The organism is Flavobacterium sp. TSSA_36, assembly GCF_051547165.1.
GTDB lineage: Bacteria > Bacteroidota > Bacteroidia > Flavobacteriales > Flavobacteriaceae > Flavobacterium.
The window spans coordinates 845,938-867,346 of sequence record NZ_JBPTTP010000001.1; the positions used below are offsets into that span (position 1 = coordinate 845,938).

Here is a 21,409-nt window from a genome sequence, read left to right on the forward strand (position 1 = left end):
CATTAAGTTAACATAAGATAGTGTTAAAAGTATGAATTTTGCTCCAAACTTAATACATTAAATCAAAAATGAAAAAAATTACATTTATTGTTATGTTTTTCCTATCCCTTGTTGGATATTCTCAGGTCACCAGTTCTTCTATTTCTGGTTTCGTTAAGAGTAATTTAGGAGAAAGATTACCAGGGGTAACTGTGCAAGCCATTCATACTCCTACTGGAACAAAGTATTATGGTGAAACCGATGGTGCTGGAGGTTATTCATTGCCTACAGTAAGACCTGGGGGGCCTTATACTTTAAAAGTTTCTTATTTGGGCTACAAGACCTCTGAAATTACAGAGATTAACGCGCCACTTGGAAACACTGTTAATGTTAATGTAGTGCTTTCTGAAGAATTGAATACCTTGAAGGAAGTAGTCATTACAAAGTCTAATAACGGTGCTTTTTCAAAAGGTAAAACAGGAGCTTCTCAGCAGTTTTCTAACAGACAATTGAATGCTGTTCCAGTGATTGGTGCTCGTTCGATAAATGCAATTACAAAATATAATGCCAATGCTGGAAGTGGTGGTACCTTCGGAGGTCAAGACTCCAGATTAAATAACTTTACCATTGATGGTTCTGTATTTAATAATGGTTTTGGTTTAGGGAGCGATGCGCAAGCCGGTGGTAGAACAGGGTCTACAGCCATATCATTAGATGCTATCGAACAATTACAAGTAAACATTGCACCATTTGATGTAAGACAAACAGGTTTTACAGGTTCAGGGATTAATGCTGTTACTAGAAGTGGTACAAATGAAATTGAAGGATCTGTTTACAATTCTTTCAGAAGTAATAAAAGTAGTTTTGTAGGAACAAAAGCTGGTGAGGTGAGAATAGTTCCTGCTACTTTTGACGAAACGATTTGGGGGGCAAGAATTGGTGCTCCAATTATAAAAGATAAATTATTCTTTTTTGGTAACTTTGAAACTATTGATAATACAAGTCCTGCGACCAACTGGACTTCAACTAACTCTCCAAACGGAAGTGCTCAAGTTTCAGCGCCTACTTATGATCAGATGCAAACCCTTTCTGATTTTATGCAAAACAAATTCAATTATACTACAGGACCTTGGGAAAAGTATGATTCTAAAAAAGAGTCTAAAAAGTTCTTGGGAAGAGTAGATTGGAATATCAACGACGACCATAAATTATCCTTGCGATACGTGCACAGTAATTCATCAGCAGATCAATTAGTATCGAATTCTAACTCTTTAGGTTTTGGAAATAGATCATCTAATGTGAATGCCATGGCTTTCAAAAATAGTGGCTATGTAATTGAAGATAATACTAGGTCTATCGTTTTGCAGTTAGATTCTAAATTATCAAAAACTTGGAGTAACAATTTTATCGCAGGATATGATAAACAAATCGAAGACCGTTCTCTTCAAGGAGGAGGTTTGTTTCCTACAATAGATATTAAAAATGGAGCTGCAATTCCTTCAGGTGGGTATACAGTAGGGAACTTGACTTACATGTCTGTTGGTTTAGATCCTTTTACGCAAGGAAATAAATTAAATTACTCGACACTTCACTTTACGGATAATGTAACCAAAACAATTGGTAATCATACTTTATTGTTTGGTGCGAATTTTGAACATTTCAAATCTGAAAATTTATTCTTCCCAGGTTCAAATGGGGTGTATATTTTCAATTCTCTTGAAGAATTTTACAATGCGGCTAATGAGTCTCTAGCTCTTGGTGGCGCTCCATCTAAAACAAATTTGCCAGTTAGAACACAATTTAGATACTCTGCACTTACAGGTGGAGCTGAGCCGCTACAAGTTTTAAAATCTAACAAAATTGATTTGTATATTCAAGACGAATTTAAAGTTAATGAACAATTTAAATTGGTTTACGGTTTAAGAGCTACAGCTGTTTCATTTAGCGATACGGCACTAGAAAATCCTGCAGTAACAGCGATGACTTTTGCAAATGGCGAAAAATTTAATACTGGGGAGATGCCCAAAACGCAATACTTATTTGAGCCAAGAGTTGGTTTTAATTTAGATGTGACCGGAGATGCAACGACTCAACTTAGAGGAGGAACAGGTATTTTTACAGGAAGACCGCCGTTTGTATTTTTATCTAATGCAATTGGTAACAATGGAGTTTTAACTGGCTTTGTTGACGCAAGTGATGCTGCAGTTGGAACAGGTGGTTACGGTTTTACCGCAAATCCATCACAATATTTTACTCCTGCGACTCCTACATTACCTTCTACATTTGACTTAGCATTTACTGCAAAAGACTATAAATTCCCTCAAGTTTGGAAAACAACCTTTGCGATAGATCAAAAATTACCTTTCGGTTTCGTAGGTACAATTGAAGGAATTTTCAGTAAAAATATCAATGAAGTAGGGTATTACAATGCAAATTTGGCTAACCCTATTGGAACTCTTGCTGGGCCAGACAACAGACCACTTTATGCTGGAAATGATAATGGTACAAGAATCAATAATAATGTTTCAAACGCAATTGTTTTAACAAATACTAACCAGGGGTACTTTTATTCTACTACATTCAAATTAGAGTATCCATACAGAAACGGTTTGTGGGGATCTTTTGCTTACACGCATTCTGCTGCTTATGATTTACTTTCAGCAGGTTCTGTGGCTTCAGGTTCTTGGACAGGTGCTAGATCTGTAAACGGGAATAATGATTTAAATTTAAGTTTGTCTAACAATAACACCCCGCACCGTTACGTAGGAATCGTTGGGTATAAAATTGATTACGGTACAAAATACGGAGGAGCTACATCCATTAATATTGGATATATTGGGGAGCAAGCCAATCCATTTTCATATACATATGGAGGAGATTTGAATGGAGACAGAGTAAATGGAAATGATTTATTGTTTGTACCATTGAAAGCAACTGATCTGAGATTCACACCAATTTCTCAAAACTTAGGAGGCTCATCAGTAGTATTGTATACCGAAGCACAACAACAAGAAGCTTTTGAAAAATATATACAACAAGATCCTTATTTATCAAAGCATAGAGGTCAGTATGTAGCAAGAAATTCTAACGTTCTTCCAATGTTACATAAAATTGACCTTTCTGTAACTCAAGATTTTTATTTAAACATCGGAGGCAAGAAAAATAGTTTTCAATTTAGAGCAGATATTTTGAATTTTACCAACTTATTGAATAGAAACTGGGGGATTTCACAACGTGCTACTGCAACCAATATTTTAACAGTTTTTCCAGCGCCAAGTTTATCAAATAACTATATTCCTTTTTACCAGATGGCTTTGCAAACGGATACACAAGGAAAAAGATTTTTAGCCAAAGATACTTTCCAAAAAAATGCTTCTGTATTTGATGTTTGGCAAGCACAATTTACTTTAAGATATACTTTCGGTAAATAATCGATTAATAATAAAAAGACGCTCACTTAAAAAATAATAAAATACTAAAATCATGAAACTTAAAAAACAAATCCTATATTTCGCTTCTATATTTGTATTGATGTTGTCTACATTTTCTTGTACTGATGACACCAAAGAAGTGGTAAAACTTTCTTCAATTGTAGAAATTGCTAAAGCTGATCCTTCTAATTTTAGTATCCTTGTTGATGCTTTGAAAAAAACAAGTCTTGATGTTACTTTAAGTAATCCAGGTTCGTTTACTGTATTTGCTCCTACTAATGCAGCGTTTACAGCTGCGGGATATACAAGTGCCACTATTAATGCTTTAGATCCTTTAGTGCCAGCCGATGCTATTAAAATCGCTGATTTAAAGTTAAGATTACAAAATCATGTAATTGGTATAGGAACACGTGCAGATGATTTGATTGCTGGTGGTTACTTCAAAACATTTGGTTTTTTAAAGACTTCAGCTTCATCTACTTCGGGTGCTAACTTGAGTATTTTTATCAACAAATCTGCAGCAGATGTACAGATTAATGGTGGTGCATCTAACGGAGGTGCAAAAGTTGTAAAAGCAGATATTGATGCTAGTAATGGTATTCTTCATGTGATTGATGCGGTATTGACTTTGCCAACAATTGTGAATCAAATTGCAGCAAATCCAAGTTTATCTTCTTTGTTAAATACAGTTAAAACTGCTCCTCAAGCTACAGTATTGGCTACGTTAAACGCTGCGACTGGTGCGCTTCCTGTAAGTGTATATGCTCCAAATAATGATGCCTTTACCACTGCTTCAGCCACAGGTGGATATTTAGTAGGTAAAACTGATGCGGATATCACTAAAATTTTAAACTATCATTTAGAGAAATCAAATAGAGTAGCCGCTTCTACAACTGCATTTTCTACTTCTGCAGATGTTACTGTAACTACTTTGTTTACTCCAAACACACTTGTATTAACTAAATCAACTTTGAAAATTGTAGACAAATCAAATCCAGCTATTAATGGAAATGCTAAAGTTTTAAATATTCAAGGAACGAACGGTTCTATTCAAATTATTGATAAAGTATTACAATCTTTGTAGTCAATACTATCGCATCAATAACCCCCAATAAGGCTAGCTCTTTTTGGGGGTTATTTTTTTTAAATTATTTTTACAAAGAGATAATTTTTCGCTCATTTTTTTTCTCCCTTTTTTTCTTATATTTGAATTTCAAAAACAAATAGTTTATGTACGAATTTATTCAAAAATTTCACTCAGGCTGGGCTTACCTAGTACTGTTAATTCTAGTGGTGGCAGTTATTAATGCTGTGATAGGCTTTACCTCAAAAAAAGAATTTACCGCTAAAGATCGTAAAATTGCATTGTTTGCATTAATTTTTACACATATTCAATTGATCATTGGGATAATTACTTATTTTGTCTCTCCTTTAGGTGCCGCTGCTTTTGGTCAAATGTCTGACAAAGTCTTGCGCTTAACCTCATTAGAGCATCCATTAATAAACATTATTGCAATTGTTTTGATTACAATAGGTTGGTCAAAACACAAGAAGCTTACTGATGCAACGGCTCAATACAAGACTTTTGCTATTTTCTACGGCTTGGGTTTACTGCTTATTTTAAGTAGGATTCCTTGGAATTTGTGGTTATAATTTAAAACGACTGAAGTCTTTCAGTCTTTTTAAAGGAGTACTAATTAAAAAAAATGGAAATGAAAAAAATAGTAACCGTTCTTTTTTTGTTTGTCTTAGCCCTTTACGGATACAGTCAAATCAAAAGCAAAGAAAAAACAGTCAGCTTTAAAGACAGTATAAAAAAAGAGAAAGCAAATCCTTTGTTGCCATCATTCCTGAAGGATACGGTATTTGATTCCAATGTTAAATACGTACTCTATAAGCAAAATGGGCATGCCTCATACTATGCGGATAAGTTTCATGGACGTAAAACAGCAAGTGGGCAGCGATTTGACATGAATAAAATGACTGCAGCTCATAAAAAACTGCCTTTTGGAAGCAAAATAAGGGTTACTAATCAAGCCAATGGAAAATCAGTAATTGTAGAAGTTAATGATCGGGGGCCTTTCGTTAAATCAAGAGAAATCGATTTGTCAAAAAAAGCATTTATGACAATCGCTTCTTCCAAAAGTTCAGGATCGATGAAAGTCACGATAGAAACTATTAGTAAGAAATAAGCAGTATTGCGACCCCATAACAATAACCTAGGATACTAATTCTAGGTTTTTTTTATGGGGTCGCGTTCTACTAGTATTTTATAGAGAATGAATATATTTGAACTATGGATACGCAAGGTTTACAACGGAAAATTATTCACATTGATATGGATGCTTTTTACGCCTCTGTAGAACAAATGGATAATCCATTGTTGAGGGGCAAACCCATTGCTGTTGGTGGAAATGGACATCGAGGTGTAGTTGCTGCCGCGAGTTATGAGGCCAGAAAATTTGGTGTTCGAAGTGCATTAAGTGGTGTCTTGGCCAAAAAATTATGCCCTGAGTTGCTATTTGTAAAGCCCCGATTTGAGCGTTATAAAGAAATTTCAAAACAAATACTGAACATTTTTTATGAGTATACAGATTTAGTAGAGCCGCTCTCACTCGATGAGGCCTATTTAGATGTTACACAAAACAAAAAAGGGAATCCTAGTGCTACGCTATTGGCTCAAGAAATTCGGAAACGTATATTCGATGAAATTGGTCTTACTGCATCGGCAGGCATCTCAATAAATAAATTTATCGCTAAAGTAGCCAGTGATTACCACAAACCGGATGGTCAAAAAACGGTGAGTGGAGATCAAGTGATTCCATTTTTAGAAAACTTACCCATTCAAAAATTTCATGGAGTTGGTAAGGTCACCGCTGAGAAAATGTTTCAATTGGGTATTTTTACTGGATTTGAATTGAAAAATAAAAGTTTACTTTTTTTAGAGGAACATTTCGGTAAATCGGGAGTTTTTTATTTTAATGTAGTTCGCGGAATTCACGATAGTCCGGTTCAAGCCTCTCGAACGACAAAATCTGTGGCTGCCGAGCATACTTTTGATGTTAATTTATCTTCAGAAATTTTTATGTTAGAAAAGTTAGCCAGTATCGCTCATCAATTAGAAAAACGACTTCAAAAACACCATATTTCCGGAAAGACGATTACATTAAAAATAAAGTACAGTGATTTTTCTGTGCAAACACGTAGTAAAACGATACCATATTTTGTTTCGGATCAACATTTAATCTTGGAAATCAGTAAGGAATTGTTGTATCAAGAACGTTTAAAAAACTCCGTCCGGCTTTTGGGTATTGCTCTAAGTAATTTAAATACAGAGCAAAAGCGAGTTGTAGCTATTCAATTACAGTTTGATTTTTAAATGGCGAGGGATTCAACAAGAGTTAAATGTAAAAAAATATGCCTTATCTTGTTAAAAATCAATTACTTTTGAATCCTAAATCCTTTCATTATGAAACACATAACTGATTATGAAAACGCTAAGGCAAAGTATTTCGAAACTTTAGATCTAAAGGCTACTTCCATGATTTCATTGAGTTTTCACGGGGAATTTTTTGGTAATATCCGGCATTCTTTTGCAGACTATAAACGTTTAAATAAAATGTTACCCAAAAATACCACTGTAGTTTCTGACGAGGTGTTGCGATGTTCCCTTTTAAATGAGGTCATCATTGTTACTAATGACAAATTGGAAATTGTTTTTGCTTCAAACAATTTAGCAAAAATGAACGGATACACTGAGAAAGAAGTACTTGGTAATTCTCCAAAAATGTTTCATGGCGAAAAAACGAATCCAGAGACCTCCAAGAATATTCGAGAAAAGATCTTAAGCAAATTACCTTTCGAGTCAAAGGTCATTAATTACAAAAAAAACGGTAAAATTTATGACTGTTTAATTCGTAGTTTACCAATTTTTGACGCCAAGGGTAAACTCACTCATTTCATTGCTTTTGAAAAGGCTTTTTAGAATGATGTTATAATTTGCGTTCATTTATGTTAAACTTTATTTAGAATAGATAAAAATAATATATATTTGCTTTCGAAAATTAGTCTCAAAACCATGAGTAAGAAAGACAAAGAAAAAAGCAAGAAAAAAGACAAAAAAGAGAAAAAGCAGAAAAAGAAAGACACTCTTTTAGCGACGATTAAAGTTGTCGAAAACGCTAAGTCTAAATGTTGCGGAAAATACGAGAAAGGCGAAAACAAACGTTGTGGACGTTGTCCTATGTTTGATTTGATACAAAAAGTAGCGTAATTCTAAAATAGCTAGTACATTGCACACTCAACTGTGTGTTTTATGTTTTTTATTGCTAATCATTCCATTTACAACCATCCTTTACCTGAAGGACATCGTTTTCCGATGCTCAAATACGAGCTGCTTCCTAAGCAGTTACTCCACGAAGGAACCGCTGAACGCGCAGATTTCTATTCTCCTGATAGTATCGATTTATCCTTGGTGCACGCTGTACATAGTGCAAGTTATGTTAAGGCGCTAACCGAATTAACCCTTGACCCTAAGTCTGTTAGAAGTATCGGATTTCCACTTTCTGCTGCGTTGGTCGAGCGAGAGTTACGCATTGCACAAGGTACAGTTGCGGGTTGTGAACACGCGTTGGAAAACGGCATCGCTTTTAACATTGCTGGTGGAACCCATCATGCATTCTCGGACAGAGGAGAGGCTTTTTGTTTGCTCAACGATCAAGCAATTGCAGCTCAATATCTCATTGATCAGAAGAAGTGCCAAAAAATCTTAATCGTTGATCTCGATGTACATCAAGGCAATGGTACAGCCGAAATCTTTCGAAATAATGCTGATGTCATTACTTTTTCTATGCATGGTCAAAGTAATTATCCTTTTCGAAAAGAAACTTCAGATTACGATATCCCTTTGCCAGACAAAACGGATGATTCAACTTATTTGACCATTCTGCAAGAAACACTACCAGCATTACTGAACATCCATCGTCCAGATTTTGTGTTTTACTTAGCGGGTGTGGATATTTTAGGTACGGACAAATTAGGAAAATTAGGGTGTACTTTAGAAGGCTGCAAAGCTCGAGATAGGTACGTTCTATCCCTTTGCAAATCAATGGGAATTCCAGTACAAGTGAGCATGGGTGGCGGTTATTCCCCAGCAATAAAAACCATAATCGAGGCGCACGCTAATACATATCGAGTGGCGAGAGCGTTGTATTAATTTACTTTAAATTTGAAACATAGGAGTCATTGAAGTTTTGGATTGAAGGTTTTTTGAACCATAGGAGGGATGTAAGGTCATTTAAGTTGTGTTGTGAAATCCTTGGTGAAGTTTTACCGCAAGGTTCGCAAAGTAATAAATCATATAAGTTCACTAAGCACATAATATTATATGATTATCCGTAACTCATACCAAATAGTCAAAGTATTTAATTCACTTTGCGTCTCTGCGCCTTTGCGTGAAATTGAACTCGCAAAGTCGCAGAGTCGCAAAGAAAAGAATGAATCAAGCTTAAAAATAGTGGAGAACTAATTTAAGCTATGAAATGGTCCTAGTCACGGATAGTCATATAATAATTAACCCAAAAGGCATTCAGAACATTCAAGCTTTTACTCAGCCTTTTATGTCCTTAAATGCCTGCTATGGTTTTAAAAAATTCTGCGGCTTATAGAAAACTCAAATGGCTTATATGTGTTAAATTAATTCTTCTTGATAAAGATAAATGTTTTCTAATAGCTGAATGATTTGATCCGCATACTGTTGCGTTCTCTTGGTTCCAAATCCTTTAATCCATTGAAAATCCGAACTTGTTTTGGGATGTTGCACCGCTATTTGAATGAGATGGCTGTTGTGACAAATCATGAAGGGTTTTACATCACGTTGATTCGCTAGCGCATTACGCCATTTTTTCAATTGTTGATACTTCTCGATTTGCTCAGTGGTTAAGTCGGTTAGTGATTCTTTCTCGCGGGCTGCAAGATTAATTTTTTCTTTATAATGCAACAAAACCGACCAATAACTCGCATCGGATTCGATGAAATGGGTATCGGATTGTACCAATTCTACCGAGGCGATAAAATCATTAAGCTGTTGCTGGTCTTGCGCCAAATGAGGAGCATCCACCCGAACGGAAAATACCTGTACATTCATAGCTACTGATTTAATTTGCCCATCAAAAGGATTTCATTCACTATCACTTCAGTGATGTAGCGTTTTTCCCCGTTCTTGTCTTCGTAACTGCGGTGAGTAAGTTTGCCTTCGATGGCTACTTCCTTGCCTTTGGTCACGTATTTTTCGATCAGTTCGGCAGTTTTGCCCCAGGCGACTACTTTGTGCCATTCGGTTTGTTCTACTTTATCGCCTTTGTCGTTGCGATAGCTTTCGTTTGTAGCGAGAGTAAGGTTGGCTACTTTTTTACCTCCGTCGAAGTTTTTAATTTCTGGTTCGTTTCCTACGTGACCGATTAGTTGTACTTTGTTTTTCATGGCGTGTAAATTTAAAAGTTAGGCATATAATTAAAATGTTCGTGTCGGATGAGCAACAAGGTCGTTGTTTCATTTCGACAGGGCAAAGATGCGGTGCTGATTGATAATTAGTCGGTTGCATCCCATTTACTTTCGGTTGTAATTGTTTGTAACCGTTTGTAAATGGAAATTTTTGAGTATATTTGGTAGTGCTATATAGATATTAAACGATAGTCCTAACTTTTAAAAAAAGAAATGAAAATAGTAAACTCAATACAAGTTTTGATTTATGCTCATGCGCTTTTGGGGGGAATTGCACTACTTTCAGGCATGGTTTCGATTGTGTCAAAAAAAGGTAAAATAGTACACAAAAAATCAGGGGAGTGGTTTAACTATTTCTCCAAATTTAGGCTATTTTATTGTGGATAATGTTGCTCTTGGAGCTATTTTGAGTTTTAGCTTTTCAAACCCATCTGGTGATAACAATAATAGTCAAGGTTATGGTATGTCACCTTTTATTAGATATTACTTTAGAAAATCTGATAAAATGGTTAACCCTTTTTTACAAACGAGTTATAGTTTCAATGAAGGTAAAAGCGATTCAGGAGGTTCAAATAAAAGTACCGGATATACTATTAAAGGAGGTTCAGCTATTTTTTTTAACAGTAGTGTTGCTCTCGAACTCTCCCTTAATTATGATTCACAAAAGTTTAATTCAGATGTAAAATCTAATAATTTTACAGTTGGAATTGGTTTTCAAATACATTTAGAAAAATAACATAAAAATTAAATAAAAGAAATGAGCATGACCTCAAATTGGTTGCAAAAACCAATGATGTTATATGAATTACACATGACAGATAAAAATAACAAAAAATCCAATTTGCAAAACAATTACACAAAGCAAATAAAACACTATTAACTTTATCCAACTATTTTAAAACCAATTACAATTATGAAATCAATTAAATTATTTTTTATTGCAACAATTTTATTTGCAATTTCAGCAAATTCTCAAATTACAAAAGGAAATTGGATGGTTGGAGGAAGTGGGAATTTTGAAAGTAGTAGTGTTCAAACTAATATTAAGGGTTCAAATACTACTTCAACGGAAACGGGGAAAAGTTTATTCCTCCAGCCAAATGTTGGTTATTTAATAGTTGATAAATTTGCTGTTGGATTAAGTCCATCCTTTAGCATTGGTCGCACAAATAAGGATAAAAACATAACTAGCTATGCTATTGGTGGGTTTGCAAGATATTATTTATTGAAACCTGAAAAATTAATTAATATAATAACTCAAATAGAATATTCATACTCTCCTCCACAAAGAAATGCTAGTTTCGAAAATTTAGGGTTCAAGACCGGACCAACATTATTTTTTACTGATAATGTTGCTCTTGAGTTAACCTTAAATTATAAAATTACAAAATTTGAAAGCGATTTTAGTTCTTCAAAATGGAAAACATTTAACATTAGTATGGGTTTTCAAATACATCTAAAAAAATAAAATTATGAAAAAAATTATAACACTTTTACTCATAACCTGAACTCGATTAATAATTTAGGTTAAAAACATTGCACAAAAAGGCAAAATTTAGTATATTTAAATCTCTGACAATTAAACATTTAACTAAATTCTACCTTATGATTTGTTTCGATAAAATTACTGATATTTTCTCTATTGTTGATGAATTTTGTAAAGATTTTGAAAAAACTACACAACCTTTTCTGCTAGGAAAACCTTCAAAATGTCCTTCGATTATGTCAAAGTCAGAAGTAATTACAATTTATTTACTTTTTCATTTGAGTGGTTTTCGCTGTTTCAAGCACTATTATATTTTTTATGTTCAAAAGCATATGAAAAATGAGTTTCCAAATACAGTTTCATATAATCGTTTTTTAGAACTGATGCAAAGTGTTCTTTTACCAATGACTATTTTTGCAAAAACATGTTGTTTAGGCAGTTGCACAGGAATTTCTTTTGTAGATTCAACTCCAATAAGAATTTGTAAAAACAAAAGAATCAGTAGAAATAAAGTATTCAAAGACACTGCCACTACAGGTAAATCTACAATGGGCTGGTTTCATGGCTTCAAGCTGCATATCATTATCAATGACAAAGGAGAATTATTTAGCTTTGCTGTAACTCAAGCTAATGTTGATGATAGAGAACCACTTAAAAATGAGGGTTTTTTGAATGCTATTTTTGGAAAGTTATTTGGTGATAAAGGGTATATAAGCGAAAAACTATCTCAATTATTATTTGTTGATGGAATCCAGTTAATTACAAGTATTCGTAATAATATGAAAAATAGTTTGATGGAAATGAGTGATAAAATTTTACTTCGTAAACGCTCAATAATCGAGACAGTTAACGATGAACTTAAAAATATCTGTCAAGTTGAACATTCTAGACATCGTTCATTTACAAACTTTTTATCAAATCTTATAGCTGGAATAATTGCTTATAATTTTCTACCTAAAAAACCTTCTTTAAAATACGAAACAGTTAAAACCAACCAATTATCGGTCTTTTATTAATCGAGTTCAGGTTCATAGCATTTACAAATCTCATAGTAGCACAATCTACAGCCGTAGATCAAGTATTCTTAAATGGACAATTAATAACAGGTTGTAATACTATAGATTTTGGAACAGTAACAAATAATAATATGACATTTTATTACACGCTTAAAAATTCTGGGCAACCAAGTGGTATTTTATATGTTAAATTCAAATATTCAAGTAGTACGAATGCTACGAATTTATCGCAACAAAATATCCAATCTACGAATTGGAGTGGTGGAATTGTTCAAAGTACAATTGCTTGCTCACTTAACTCAAGTGAAATACAAGTAACTGGTAGTAGCATCTATTTGGAGTTTGTATCTACTTCTGGTGTGATTACTACTGTAACGTGTACTTCTCCCTTAACCAAAACCCCACCACCAAGTTTCTCATTTACGCCAACTAGCTTAAGTTTACCTTGTGGTGATACAAATCCAAGAATATTTACAGTTACTCCTGCTAATATTCCAAGTGGTGCAACAGTAACATATCAATGGAGTTACAGCGGTTGGTCCGAAATTAGTTCAACTTCAATCTCCAAAACACTACAACCAAATTCAGGGACTTCTCTACCAACTACAGTTTCAGTTAATCCATATATTAATGGAGTTGCCCAAGCCACAAAAACTTGTGCAGTAACACGTTCAACATTCACTAGTATTGCAAGTATAACGGGGAATAGTAATCTTTGCACGAGTTCAAATACATATACAATTAGCAATACAGCAACAAATACTATTACTTGGAGCTGTTCAAACACAGCTATTGCAACTTTGAATGTTATTAATCCTACAACTGTAACTTTAACAAAAATTGGAAGTGGTACTGTTAATCTTATTGCAACACTAACAAATGCTTGTGGTCAAATAACTGAAGTATCTAAAACAGTAAATGTTGGAAGTCCAATTTTACCAGCTACTGTATTTGTTAATGGGCCAGAAAATACAGGGTATAACCAAACATTAAATTACTCATTAAGTGGTAGTTCTATAAATGGTGGAACATCCTATCAATGGTCTGTGGAGGCACCAATAAACGACGATGGAGGGTCAACTTGCGCTTGGCAAATAGTAGGTGGTCAAGGAACTCAAACAGTAACATTAAAATCTGGTTGTATTTCTGCAACGGTAGTTGTTAGAGTAGTAGCAACAAGTAGTTGTGGTGCTTCTAACACTAAATATATTTATGTTACGGTAGGTAGTGATCCTTGTCCTCCAGCTTTAAGATTATCTCAAAACCCAATAAAAGATGGAAGTTTAATTGCAAATGTACTATATCCCCCTGATTGTGACCCAAATGCTAGAATTGTCAAAACAGTAAATAATGAAGTCAAAATATATGATTTCAATGGAAATATTGTTCATGAAAGCAACCAAAATTCTAACGAATTAATAGTAAATAATCTGCAATTAAAAAAAGGTGTTTACTTTCTTCAAGTGATCACAGAAAAAGGAGAGGTAATAAAAGACAAAATTATTATCGAATAAGGAATCGGTTAATTGGATTTTCATCCCACCAAACCCTCAAAAATTGAATTAAATATGAATAACGTTTAAAACAATCTTGGGCTATCTTTGATATATGCCTTTATGCCTAAAAAACTGCTACTAAATAAATGGGTGTTTTATCTATTCCTGCAAAAAGAATTTAAGTTAATGTTTAACAATTTTCTTCTAATACATACTTTAAAAAGCTAAAGTTTATCCGTCTTTTAAAAACCAATTCACTAACCCCCTAAAACCCCACACCCTATGCAAACCAAAATCAAAAAAGTAGAATTGCGCAATTTGGCGTTTGAGGATTATAAGCAACTCAAGAATTCGATGGTGGAATCCTATCCCGAAATGGCCGATTCCTATTGGCGTTCCGACGATATCGAGCGTTTGCTCGGCATTTTTCCAGAGGGTCAATTGGTGATTTTGGCCGATGGCAAAGTAGTGGGCTCGGCTTTGTCGCTCATAGTCGATAAAAAAATGGTCGATAAACGCCATAATTATATGGATGTTATTGGTAATTATTCCTTTTCGACTCACAATCCGTTGGGGGAGATTTTGTATGGCATCGATGTGTTTATTCATCCCAATTATCGTGGCTTGCGTTTGGGGCGCCGTTTGTACGACGCTCGCAAAGAATTGTGCGAACAGCTCAACCTCGAAGCCATCGTTTTTGCAGGTCGCATTCCAAATTACCGTAAGCATGCCGATAAAATGTCGCCCAAAAAGTATATCGAAAAAGTGCGGAGCAAACAAGTGCATGATCCTGTACTATCGTTTCAGTTGAGCAATGATTTTCATATTTTACGGGTCATCAAAAATTATTTAGAGGGCGATGAAGAGTCCAAAGAAGTAGCCATTTTGATGGAATGGAACAATATTTATTACGACGAAAGCCCCAAATTAATCAACACCGGAAAATCCATCATTCGTTTGGGATTGATACAATGGCAAATGCGCTCGTTGGCCAATCTTGACGCCTTGTTTGAACAATCCGAGTTTTTTATCGATGTGGTTTCAGGTTATGGTTGCGATTTCGCCTTGTTTCCAGAACTGTTCACCGCACCTTTGATGGCCGATTACAACCACCTCACCGAGGCCGAAGCCATACGCGAATTGGCTAAATATTCCGATCCCATTCGCAAACGGTTTCAGGAGTTTGCCATTTCGTACAACATCAATATCATTAGCGGAAGCATGCCGTATCTAGAAGGCGGGAATTTGTACAACGTTGGTTTTTTGTGCAAGCGCGACGGTACTTCAGAAATGTATGCCAAAATTCATGTCACGCCCAACGAGGTGCAACATTGGGGCATGAAGGGCGGCTCCGAAATCAAAACCTTTGACACCGATTGTGGTAAAATAGGCGTCATGCTTTGCTACGATGTCGAATTCCCAGAACTCTCCCGATTAATGGCCGATGAAGGCATGAATATTTTGTTCGTCCCCTTCCTAACCGATACACAAAACGCCTACACACGCGTCAAACATTGTTCGCAAGCACGCGCCATCGAAAACGAGTGCTATGTCGCCATAACAGGCTGTGTGGGCAATTTGCCCAAAGTCAACAACATGGACATACAGTACGCACAATCAGCCGTGTTTACGCCTTCGGATTTTGCGTTTCCCAGCAACGGCATCAAAGCCGAAGCCACGCCCAACACCGAGATGACACTGATTGTAGACGTCGATTTGGATTTGCTCAAAGAGTTGCACGAACACGGCAGCGTCCGCATCCTCAAAGACCGAAGAACTGATTTGTACGAAATAAAAAAGATAAAAAACGGAGAGAAATAGTAGGGGGATTATTTAGGAACAGGCACAAAAGGCATTTCAGGAAACATCGTCCCGCTATCCGCTATATCTTTTTTTCACCCGAAAGGTGAAAAAAAGATATAGCGGATAGCGGGGTTAAAGAGTAACAAGGGGATTTTTTGGAATGAATAGTTGCATAGCATAAGAAGACCTACAAGGTTTTGAAAACCTTGCAGGTCGCGGAGTGCTAGAACAAGTTTTTGTTACTGGATTTCCTGCAAGGTTTTTTTCAAACCTTGTAGGTATGATTAGAATTGTCGACTACAAGAAGACCTGCAAGGTTTTGAAAACCTCGCAGGTCGCGTAGTGCTAGAACAAGTTTTAGTTACTCGATTTCCTGCAAGATTTTTTTAAACTTTGTAGGTATGATTAGAAGTAAGAAGCGATTGATATGTGATTATGAATAATCAATTGCATCTCGCTTTAGCGAGATGATATATTTATAAATTATAGATAGGCTTCAGTCAAAATTATAGTAGATTTTGGCTAAAGCCCAATGCGAAACACAATGTAAAGAATGGGCTTTAGCCCATTCCTATTCAAATTTTGAAACAAAATAGTAAGTATAAATTAAGAAACCAAAACAAATACAAAACCCTGTTTCCTATCTAGCCCTGATGGGAGGGAATATCCTTTTTTGCCCCGATTTTTCTCGGGGCAAAAAAGATAGGAAGGACAGCAGGAATCCATGTTAACTAAAAATGCCTTTTGCTGGGCTTCAAAAAAAATTAAATAATAGCTAAAATCAAGGATACATGAAAAACTGCCTAGAATGTGGTGAAAAAATTGTAGGTCGCGAGGACAAGAAATTTTGTAGTGATAGCTGCCGAAATGCCTATAACAATAAAATAAATAAGGATAGTACGAATTATATGCGGAATATTAACAATAAGTTGCGCAAAAATTACCGAATTTTGTCAGAATTGAATGTAGAAGGCAAAACGAAAACCACTCGAGCCAAGTTGATGAGCAAGGGTTTTGATTTTGAATTTTTTACCTCTATATTGCATACCAAAACAGGAAATACCTACTATTTCTTGTATGACCAAGGATATTTGTTGTTGGAAAATGACTATTATATGTTGGTTAAAAAAGATATTTAATGCCTATCCCCATCGCTATGAAAAAATACGCTTCTTTGATTTCGGTTGTTGTACTCTTGTTGGTACTTGCTGCTGCTTCCTTCTTGCAAATGCCTCAAACCATTGATTATGAAGACCAATCGTTGCCAAGTTTTTCTACTAAACGGGCTTTTAAAACCGTTGAAAAGATGACGCAGAAGCCTCATTTTGTAGGTTCAGTTAATCATGATGAGGTCGCACAAATGTTGGTGCAAGAATTGAAAACGATGGGTATTGCTACTCAAGTGCAAGAAGGCTTCACGATGAGCGATTGGGGAAATTTGGTGCAGTCTAAAAATATTATTGGTCGCATTAAGGGGACAAATTCCAAAAAAGCGTTGTTGTTGCTCTCGCATTACGATAGTGCGCCGCATTCTTTTTCACACGGAGCCAGTGATGATGCTTCTGGAGTAGCTACAATAATAGAAGGCGTTCGTGCTTTTTTGCAATCCAAAAAACAGCATAAAAATGACATTATTATTGTCTTTTCGGATGCCGAGGAATTGGGCTTAAACGGAGCTGCTTTGTTCGTGACTCAACATCCTTGGGCAAAAGAAGTAGGATTGGCGCTCAATTTTGAAGCACGTGGCTCTTCGGGTCCGAGTTATATGTTGATGGAAACCAACAAGGGGAACGCAGGATTGGTGAACGAATTTTCAAAGGCAGGGGTGACGTATCCTGTTTCAAATTCGTTGATGTACAGTATCTACAAAATGTTGCCAAACGATACGGATTTAACCGTTTTTAGAGAAAAAGGTAACATTCAGGGATTGAATTTTGCGTTTATCGACGACCATTATAATTACCACACCCAGCAGGATGACGCTCAGCATTTGGCCAAAAACACTTTGGCGCACCAAGGGCGTTACTTAATGCCGCTGTTGACGTATTTTTCGAATGCCAATTTGGACGCGGTACAAGCTACCGAAGATGAGGTGTATTTTACGATTCCGTTTACGTTTATCAGTTATCCTTTTTCTTGGGTATTGCCTATGACAATTATTGCGGGAGTGTTTTTTGTGTTTTTGCTTTTCATTGGCAAAGCCAAACGCATTTTTACTTTTAGAGAATTGTTCAAAGGACTGATTCCGTTTTTGGGTGCTTTGGGTATCGCGGGTGGATTGACGTATTTTGGATGGAAAGGATTACTGTGGGCCTATCCGCAATACAACGATTTGCTCAACGGATTTACCTATAATGGCCACGATTATATAGCAGCTTTTGGAGTGTTGAGTTTGTCAATTTGTTTCTTGATGTACCATTGGTTTTCTGCCAAAAAAGTGACGATGAACCATTATGTGATGGTATTGCTAGTTTGGATGGTCATTAATGGATTTATTGCTAATTCACTAGCGGGTGCTGGATTTTTGATTATCCCAGTTTATTTTGGTTTGATTGCTTTTGGGGCGTTTGTCTTGACACAACGCTCGAATTGGAAACTCAATTTGTTTTGTGGGATTCCAGCCGTTTTACTTTTGGCACCATTCATTCAAATGTTTCCTGTGGGACTTGGATTAAAAATCTTATTTGGTAGCGCAATCTTAACTGTACTCGCTTTCGGATTATTGTTGCCTGTTTTTGGGGCTTTTAATAGAAAAGGAAGTTGGGCTTTGGGATTGTTTTTGTTGTCGTTGTTGTTTTTTGCCAAAGGGCATTATAATTCGGGGTATGAAGCAGGCCAAGCAAAATCTAATAGTTTGGTGTATTTATATAACTCAGATACGAACCAAGCGTTTTGGGTGACGTATGATGTGAATCTAGACGATTGGACCAAAACCTATTTGGGTGCCAATCCTAAAAGTGCGAAACCGCTTAACGATATGCCGTTGTTTAGCAAATACAATTCTGGATTTACTTATGCTGCAACAACGGATGTAGTGGGTGTAAAGAAACCTTTAGTTGTATTTACAAAAGATAGTCTTGCAGGCAATTTGCGACACATTCAAATCAAAATTATCCCAAATCGAAAAGTCAATCGGTATGATATTTTTGCCAATGAAGCGATGACTTTTTATAATTTTAGAGCTAATGGTGCTAGAAATCTTGGTGACACCAGTTCGACCCTAGAACGAAAAGGCAAAAAATTATTGAGCTATTACGTGGTCAATAATGCGCCTTTGGTACTAGATTTTAGTATCAATGCTTCGGCGGTAATCGATATGGAATTGCTCGAATCTTCCTTCGATTTATTGCAAAATCCATTGTTCAACATCAAACCAAGAGACAATTGGATGATGCCTACGCCTTTTGTACTCAACGATGCTGTGGTCATTCGCAAAAAAATTAGAAAAGGGCAACAAACAATCCCTAAAGAGTTAGTGGTTTCTGTTACGGATTCATTGGCTGTAGCAAAAGATAGTTTGGTGCTGCCAAAAAAATAAATCATTTTATAAATTTTTCAAAAAACACCCTATTCCAACTTATTTGGAGTAGGGTGTTTTTTTTAAAAATTATTTTACATAAAGTACTATAAGTTTAAGAAAAATGTTAATTTTATTGTATTGCATTTATTTTCAATGTTTTATATTGGTTTTCAAATAAGATTTTTGCTAAAATAACAGCATTTTTTATTCTCATACTTTTTGTTCGCGATACAATTAATACTACTCTAAACATAGAGTTACAGAAAGAAAATATATCACATTTATTAATTTAATCTAAAATCATCATGACTAAAAAAATAATACTATTCGCTATGTGTTTGTTTTGTTCTATTGTAACATCCCAGACCTTACAAGACATGAGTGGTTCAATGACTGCTGATTCTCCCATTGTCATTTACACGGCCAAAGAAATCCTTACAATGGATAAAAGCAAGCCCAAGGCTGAGGCAGTAGCTGTTCAAAACGGTAAGATTATAGCAGTAGGTACTAAGGATGAGGTAAGTAAAATTCTGGGGGATAGAAAAGCGCGTTTGGATAAAACGTTTAACGATAAGATTATTGTACCTGGTTTTATTGCACAACATGATCACCCTGTTTTAGCTGCCTTGACTATGGCTTCTGAAGTACTTTCTATTGAAGATTGGGAATTGCCCGAAGGTACAGCAAAGGCAGTTAAAGACAAAAATGATTTTATGACGCGACTCGCGGCAGCTGAGAAAAAAATGTCGGATCCTGAGGAAGCCTTGATTACTTGGGGTTATCATCCCAATTTTTATGGCAAGCTTACTAAAGCCGATTTGGACAAAATAAGTACAACCCGCCCAATTTTGGCATGGTTGCGATCTTGTCACGAAATCGTAATGAATGGTGTTGCTATGGAAAAATATGGCGTAACGGCTGACTTTATAAAAACTTGGGGCGAAACCCCACAAAAACAATCCGTCTTAGCCGAAGGTCGTTTCTGGGAGCAAGGCATGTTTGCTGTGGCACCTAAAATTGCCACCGTTTTGGCAACGCCTGAAAAATTGGTAAAAGGATTGCATATCACCCGTGATTATATGCATTCTAAAGGGATTACTTTTGGGAATGAACCTGGAGGAATTTTAGTAAAACCTTTGCAAGATGGCGTAAACAGTGTAATGTCATCGGATGAGATGCCTTTCCGTTGGAGTTTTATGGCCGATGGTAAAACCCTATGTGATAAATACAAAGATGATAAACAAGTGATCGATGAAGCGGTAAAATTGGAAAGCTGGTATAATGGAAGAACTTCTTTGGCCAAAAAACAAGTTAAACTTTTTTCAGACGGCGCAATTTATTCTCTTTTGATGCAAGTGAGAGAGCCTTATACTGATAAACATCATGGCGAATGGATGACGGATTTGCCTGTTTTTGAACGTGCTTTCAAAATATTTTGGGACGCTGGCTATCAAATTCACGTACACGTAAATGGCGATGCTGGTTTGGATCGGGTATTGAATACTTTAGAGAAAAACCTAAAAGCCAATCCTAGAACAGATCACCGCACAGTAATTGTACATTTTGCCGTTAGTGCAAAAGATCAAGTAGACCGTTTAGCAAAACTAGGTTGTATAGTAAGTGGAAATCCATACTATCCTGTGGCTTTAGCAGATAATTACAGTAAAAATGGATTGGGTCCTCAAAGAGCTGAGAGTATGGTACGTATGGGAGATGTAGAGCGAGCAGGGGTCTCCTATTCTTTTCACAGTGATATGCCTATGGCACCAGCCGATCCTTTGTATCTAATGTGGTGTGGAGTGAATAGACTAACCACTGGTGGTAAGGTAGTTGCTCCAGAACAAAAGGTTTCTCGAGAGGGCGCTCTAAAGGCAGTTACTATTGATGCGGCTTATTCTTTAAAAGTTGAAGATCAAATGGGTTCGATTAGCAGTGGAAAATTAGCCAACTTTACTATTCTTGACGATAATCCGATTACTTGTGATCCAATGAAAATAAAAGATATCAAAGTGTGGGGAACTGTTTCTGAAGGTAGAAAGCAACCTGTTGGTGGCAAGTCTACAAAAGGAATGTTTGGATTTAAATCAAATGAAACAGAAACTTTCTCTCAAGGGGCTATGTCACATATGATCAAAATATTAGCTGCTCACGAGAACGAGTAAGAATTTTTTCTTATC

At 35.9% G+C, this 21,409-nt stretch carries 18 protein-coding genes; 16 read left to right on the forward strand and 2 right to left on the reverse strand.

The features are described 5' to 3' along the window. Positions 1-68 precede the first annotated feature (68 nt). The 8 genes from ACSVH7_RS03590 to ACSVH7_RS03625 all read left to right on the forward strand — a co-directional run bounded on the left by ACSVH7_RS03590 (position 69) and on the right by ACSVH7_RS03625 (position 8,625). Positions 69-3,410, forward strand: a complete 3,342-nt coding sequence (locus ACSVH7_RS03590) for a carboxypeptidase regulatory-like domain-containing protein (protein WP_438065316.1) — start codon at positions 69-71, stop codon at positions 3,408-3,410. A gap of 52 nt (positions 3,411-3,462) precedes the next feature. Then, a complete protein-coding gene (locus ACSVH7_RS03595) occupies positions 3,463-4,494 on the forward strand; it encodes a fasciclin domain-containing protein (protein ID WP_438065317.1) in 1,032 nt (343 codons plus the stop codon). 146 nt (positions 4,495-4,640) lie between these two features. Continuing rightward, a complete protein-coding gene (locus ACSVH7_RS03600) occupies positions 4,641-5,063 on the forward strand; it encodes a hypothetical protein (protein WP_438065318.1) in 423 nt (140 codons plus the stop codon). A 59-nt stretch (positions 5,064-5,122) separates the two neighbouring features. After that, a complete protein-coding gene (locus ACSVH7_RS03605) occupies positions 5,123-5,602 on the forward strand; it encodes a septal ring lytic transglycosylase RlpA family protein (protein ID WP_438065319.1) in 480 nt (159 codons plus the stop codon). Positions 5,603-5,706: 104 nt separating this feature from the next. After that, a complete protein-coding gene (dinB, locus tag ACSVH7_RS03610) occupies positions 5,707-6,789 on the forward strand; it encodes a DNA polymerase IV (protein WP_438065320.1) in 1,083 nt (360 codons plus the stop codon). A 90-nt stretch (positions 6,790-6,879) separates the two neighbouring features. Then, positions 6,880-7,395 (forward strand): PAS domain-containing protein, encoded by a 516-nt coding sequence (locus ACSVH7_RS03615; RefSeq protein WP_438065321.1) that lies wholly within the window; start codon positions 6,880-6,882, stop codon positions 7,393-7,395. A 93-nt stretch (positions 7,396-7,488) separates the two neighbouring features. Beyond that, complete coding sequence (locus ACSVH7_RS03620) at positions 7,489-7,683, forward strand: hypothetical protein (RefSeq protein ID WP_438065322.1); 195 nt, start codon at positions 7,489-7,491, stop codon at positions 7,681-7,683. A 42-nt stretch (positions 7,684-7,725) separates the two neighbouring features. Then, the gene (locus ACSVH7_RS03625; protein ID WP_438065323.1) at positions 7,726-8,625 is read left to right on the forward strand and encodes a histone deacetylase family protein; all 900 of its coding nucleotides are present in this window, start codon (positions 7,726-7,728) and stop codon (positions 8,623-8,625) included. Between the two features lie 474 nt (positions 8,626-9,099). Here ACSVH7_RS03625 and ACSVH7_RS03630 read toward each other — a convergent pair whose 3' ends face one another. Together ACSVH7_RS03630 and ACSVH7_RS03635 are read right to left on the reverse strand one after the other, a co-directional pair. Further along, positions 9,100-9,555, reverse strand: coding sequence for an HRDC domain-containing protein (locus tag ACSVH7_RS03630; protein ID WP_438065324.1), 456 nt, complete (start codon positions 9,553-9,555; stop codon positions 9,100-9,102). A gap of 2 nt (positions 9,556-9,557) precedes the next feature. Next, the gene (locus ACSVH7_RS03635; RefSeq protein WP_438065325.1) at positions 9,558-9,890 is read right to left on the reverse strand and encodes a single-stranded DNA-binding protein; all 333 of its coding nucleotides are present in this window, start codon (positions 9,888-9,890) and stop codon (positions 9,558-9,560) included. 400 nt (positions 9,891-10,290) lie between these two features. Here ACSVH7_RS03635 and ACSVH7_RS03640 point away from each other — a divergent pair, with 400 nt between their 5' ends. The 8 genes from ACSVH7_RS03640 to ACSVH7_RS03675 all read left to right on the forward strand — a co-directional run bounded on the left by ACSVH7_RS03640 (position 10,291) and on the right by ACSVH7_RS03675 (position 21,394). After that, positions 10,291-10,647 (forward strand): outer membrane beta-barrel protein, encoded by a 357-nt coding sequence (locus ACSVH7_RS03640; RefSeq protein WP_438065326.1) that lies wholly within the window; start codon positions 10,291-10,293, stop codon positions 10,645-10,647. Between the two features lie 177 nt (positions 10,648-10,824). Beyond that, on the forward strand, positions 10,825-11,379 hold the full coding sequence (locus tag ACSVH7_RS03645; protein WP_438065327.1) for a hypothetical protein: 555 nt from the start codon (positions 10,825-10,827) through the stop codon (positions 11,377-11,379). A 137-nt stretch (positions 11,380-11,516) separates the two neighbouring features. After that, positions 11,517-12,413: an IS982 family transposase gene (locus ACSVH7_RS03650; protein ID WP_438065328.1), complete on the forward strand. Its 897-nt coding sequence runs from the start codon at positions 11,517-11,519 to the stop codon at positions 12,411-12,413. Positions 12,414-12,544: 131 nt separating this feature from the next. Further along, positions 12,545-13,927 carry a T9SS type A sorting domain-containing protein gene (locus tag ACSVH7_RS03655; RefSeq protein WP_438065329.1) on the forward strand — a complete coding sequence of 461 codons (1,383 nt, stop codon included), beginning with the start codon at positions 12,545-12,547 and terminating at the stop codon, positions 13,925-13,927. 264 nt (positions 13,928-14,191) lie between these two features. Continuing rightward, positions 14,192-15,730 (forward strand): GNAT family N-acetyltransferase, encoded by a 1,539-nt coding sequence (locus ACSVH7_RS03660; protein ID WP_438065330.1) that lies wholly within the window; start codon positions 14,192-14,194, stop codon positions 15,728-15,730. Between the two features lie 773 nt (positions 15,731-16,503). After that, a complete protein-coding gene (locus ACSVH7_RS03665; RefSeq protein ID WP_438065331.1) occupies positions 16,504-16,851 on the forward strand; it encodes a hypothetical protein in 348 nt (115 codons plus the stop codon). After that, the gene (locus ACSVH7_RS03670; protein WP_438065332.1) at positions 16,851-19,250 is read left to right on the forward strand and encodes a M28 family peptidase; all 2,400 of its coding nucleotides are present in this window, start codon (positions 16,851-16,853) and stop codon (positions 19,248-19,250) included. Before ACSVH7_RS03665 ends, ACSVH7_RS03670 begins: the two co-directional genes overlap by 1 nt. Positions 19,251-19,537: 287 nt before the next feature. Further along, positions 19,538-21,394, forward strand: coding sequence for an amidohydrolase (locus ACSVH7_RS03675; RefSeq protein WP_438065333.1), 1,857 nt, complete (start codon positions 19,538-19,540; stop codon positions 21,392-21,394). Positions 21,395-21,409 lie beyond the last annotated feature (15 nt).

Excerpts from the sequence above, each read along its gene's own strand:
- ACSVH7_RS03670 (WP_438065332.1), top strand. The coding sequence starts at position 16,851 with ATGCCTATCCCCATCGCTATGAAAAAATACGCTTCTTTGATTTCGGTT.
- ACSVH7_RS03650 (WP_438065328.1), top strand. The coding sequence starts at position 11,517 with ATGATTTGTTTCGATAAAATTACTGATATTTTCTCTATTGTTGATGAA.
- ACSVH7_RS03645 (WP_438065327.1), top strand. The coding sequence starts at position 10,825 with ATGAAATCAATTAAATTATTTTTTATTGCAACAATTTTATTTGCAATT.
- ACSVH7_RS03595 (WP_438065317.1), top strand. The coding sequence starts at position 3,463 with ATGAAACTTAAAAAACAAATCCTATATTTCGCTTCTATATTTGTATTG.
- ACSVH7_RS03615 (WP_438065321.1), top strand. The coding sequence starts at position 6,880 with ATGAAACACATAACTGATTATGAAAACGCTAAGGCAAAGTATTTCGAA.
- ACSVH7_RS03675 (WP_438065333.1), top strand. The coding sequence starts at position 19,538 with ATGACTAAAAAAATAATACTATTCGCTATGTGTTTGTTTTGTTCTATT.
- ACSVH7_RS03665 (WP_438065331.1), top strand. The coding sequence starts at position 16,504 with ATGAAAAACTGCCTAGAATGTGGTGAAAAAATTGTAGGTCGCGAGGAC.
- ACSVH7_RS03635 (WP_438065325.1), bottom strand. The coding sequence starts at position 9,890 with ATGAAAAACAAAGTACAACTAATCGGTCACGTAGGAAACGAACCAGAA.
- dinB (WP_438065320.1), top strand. The coding sequence starts at position 5,707 with ATGGATACGCAAGGTTTACAACGGAAAATTATTCACATTGATATGGAT.
- ACSVH7_RS03605 (WP_438065319.1), top strand. The coding sequence starts at position 5,123 with ATGAAAAAAATAGTAACCGTTCTTTTTTTGTTTGTCTTAGCCCTTTAC.
- ACSVH7_RS03660 (WP_438065330.1), top strand. The coding sequence starts at position 14,192 with ATGCAAACCAAAATCAAAAAAGTAGAATTGCGCAATTTGGCGTTTGAG.
- ACSVH7_RS03655 (WP_438065329.1), top strand. The coding sequence starts at position 12,545 with ATGACATTTTATTACACGCTTAAAAATTCTGGGCAACCAAGTGGTATT.
- ACSVH7_RS03620 (WP_438065322.1), top strand. The coding sequence starts at position 7,489 with ATGAGTAAGAAAGACAAAGAAAAAAGCAAGAAAAAAGACAAAAAAGAG.
- ACSVH7_RS03600 (WP_438065318.1), top strand. The coding sequence starts at position 4,641 with ATGTACGAATTTATTCAAAAATTTCACTCAGGCTGGGCTTACCTAGTA.
- ACSVH7_RS03625 (WP_438065323.1), top strand. The coding sequence starts at position 7,726 with ATGTTTTTTATTGCTAATCATTCCATTTACAACCATCCTTTACCTGAA.
- ACSVH7_RS03590 (WP_438065316.1), top strand. The coding sequence starts at position 69 with ATGAAAAAAATTACATTTATTGTTATGTTTTTCCTATCCCTTGTTGGA.
- ACSVH7_RS03630 (WP_438065324.1), bottom strand. The coding sequence starts at position 9,555 with ATGAATGTACAGGTATTTTCCGTTCGGGTGGATGCTCCTCATTTGGCG.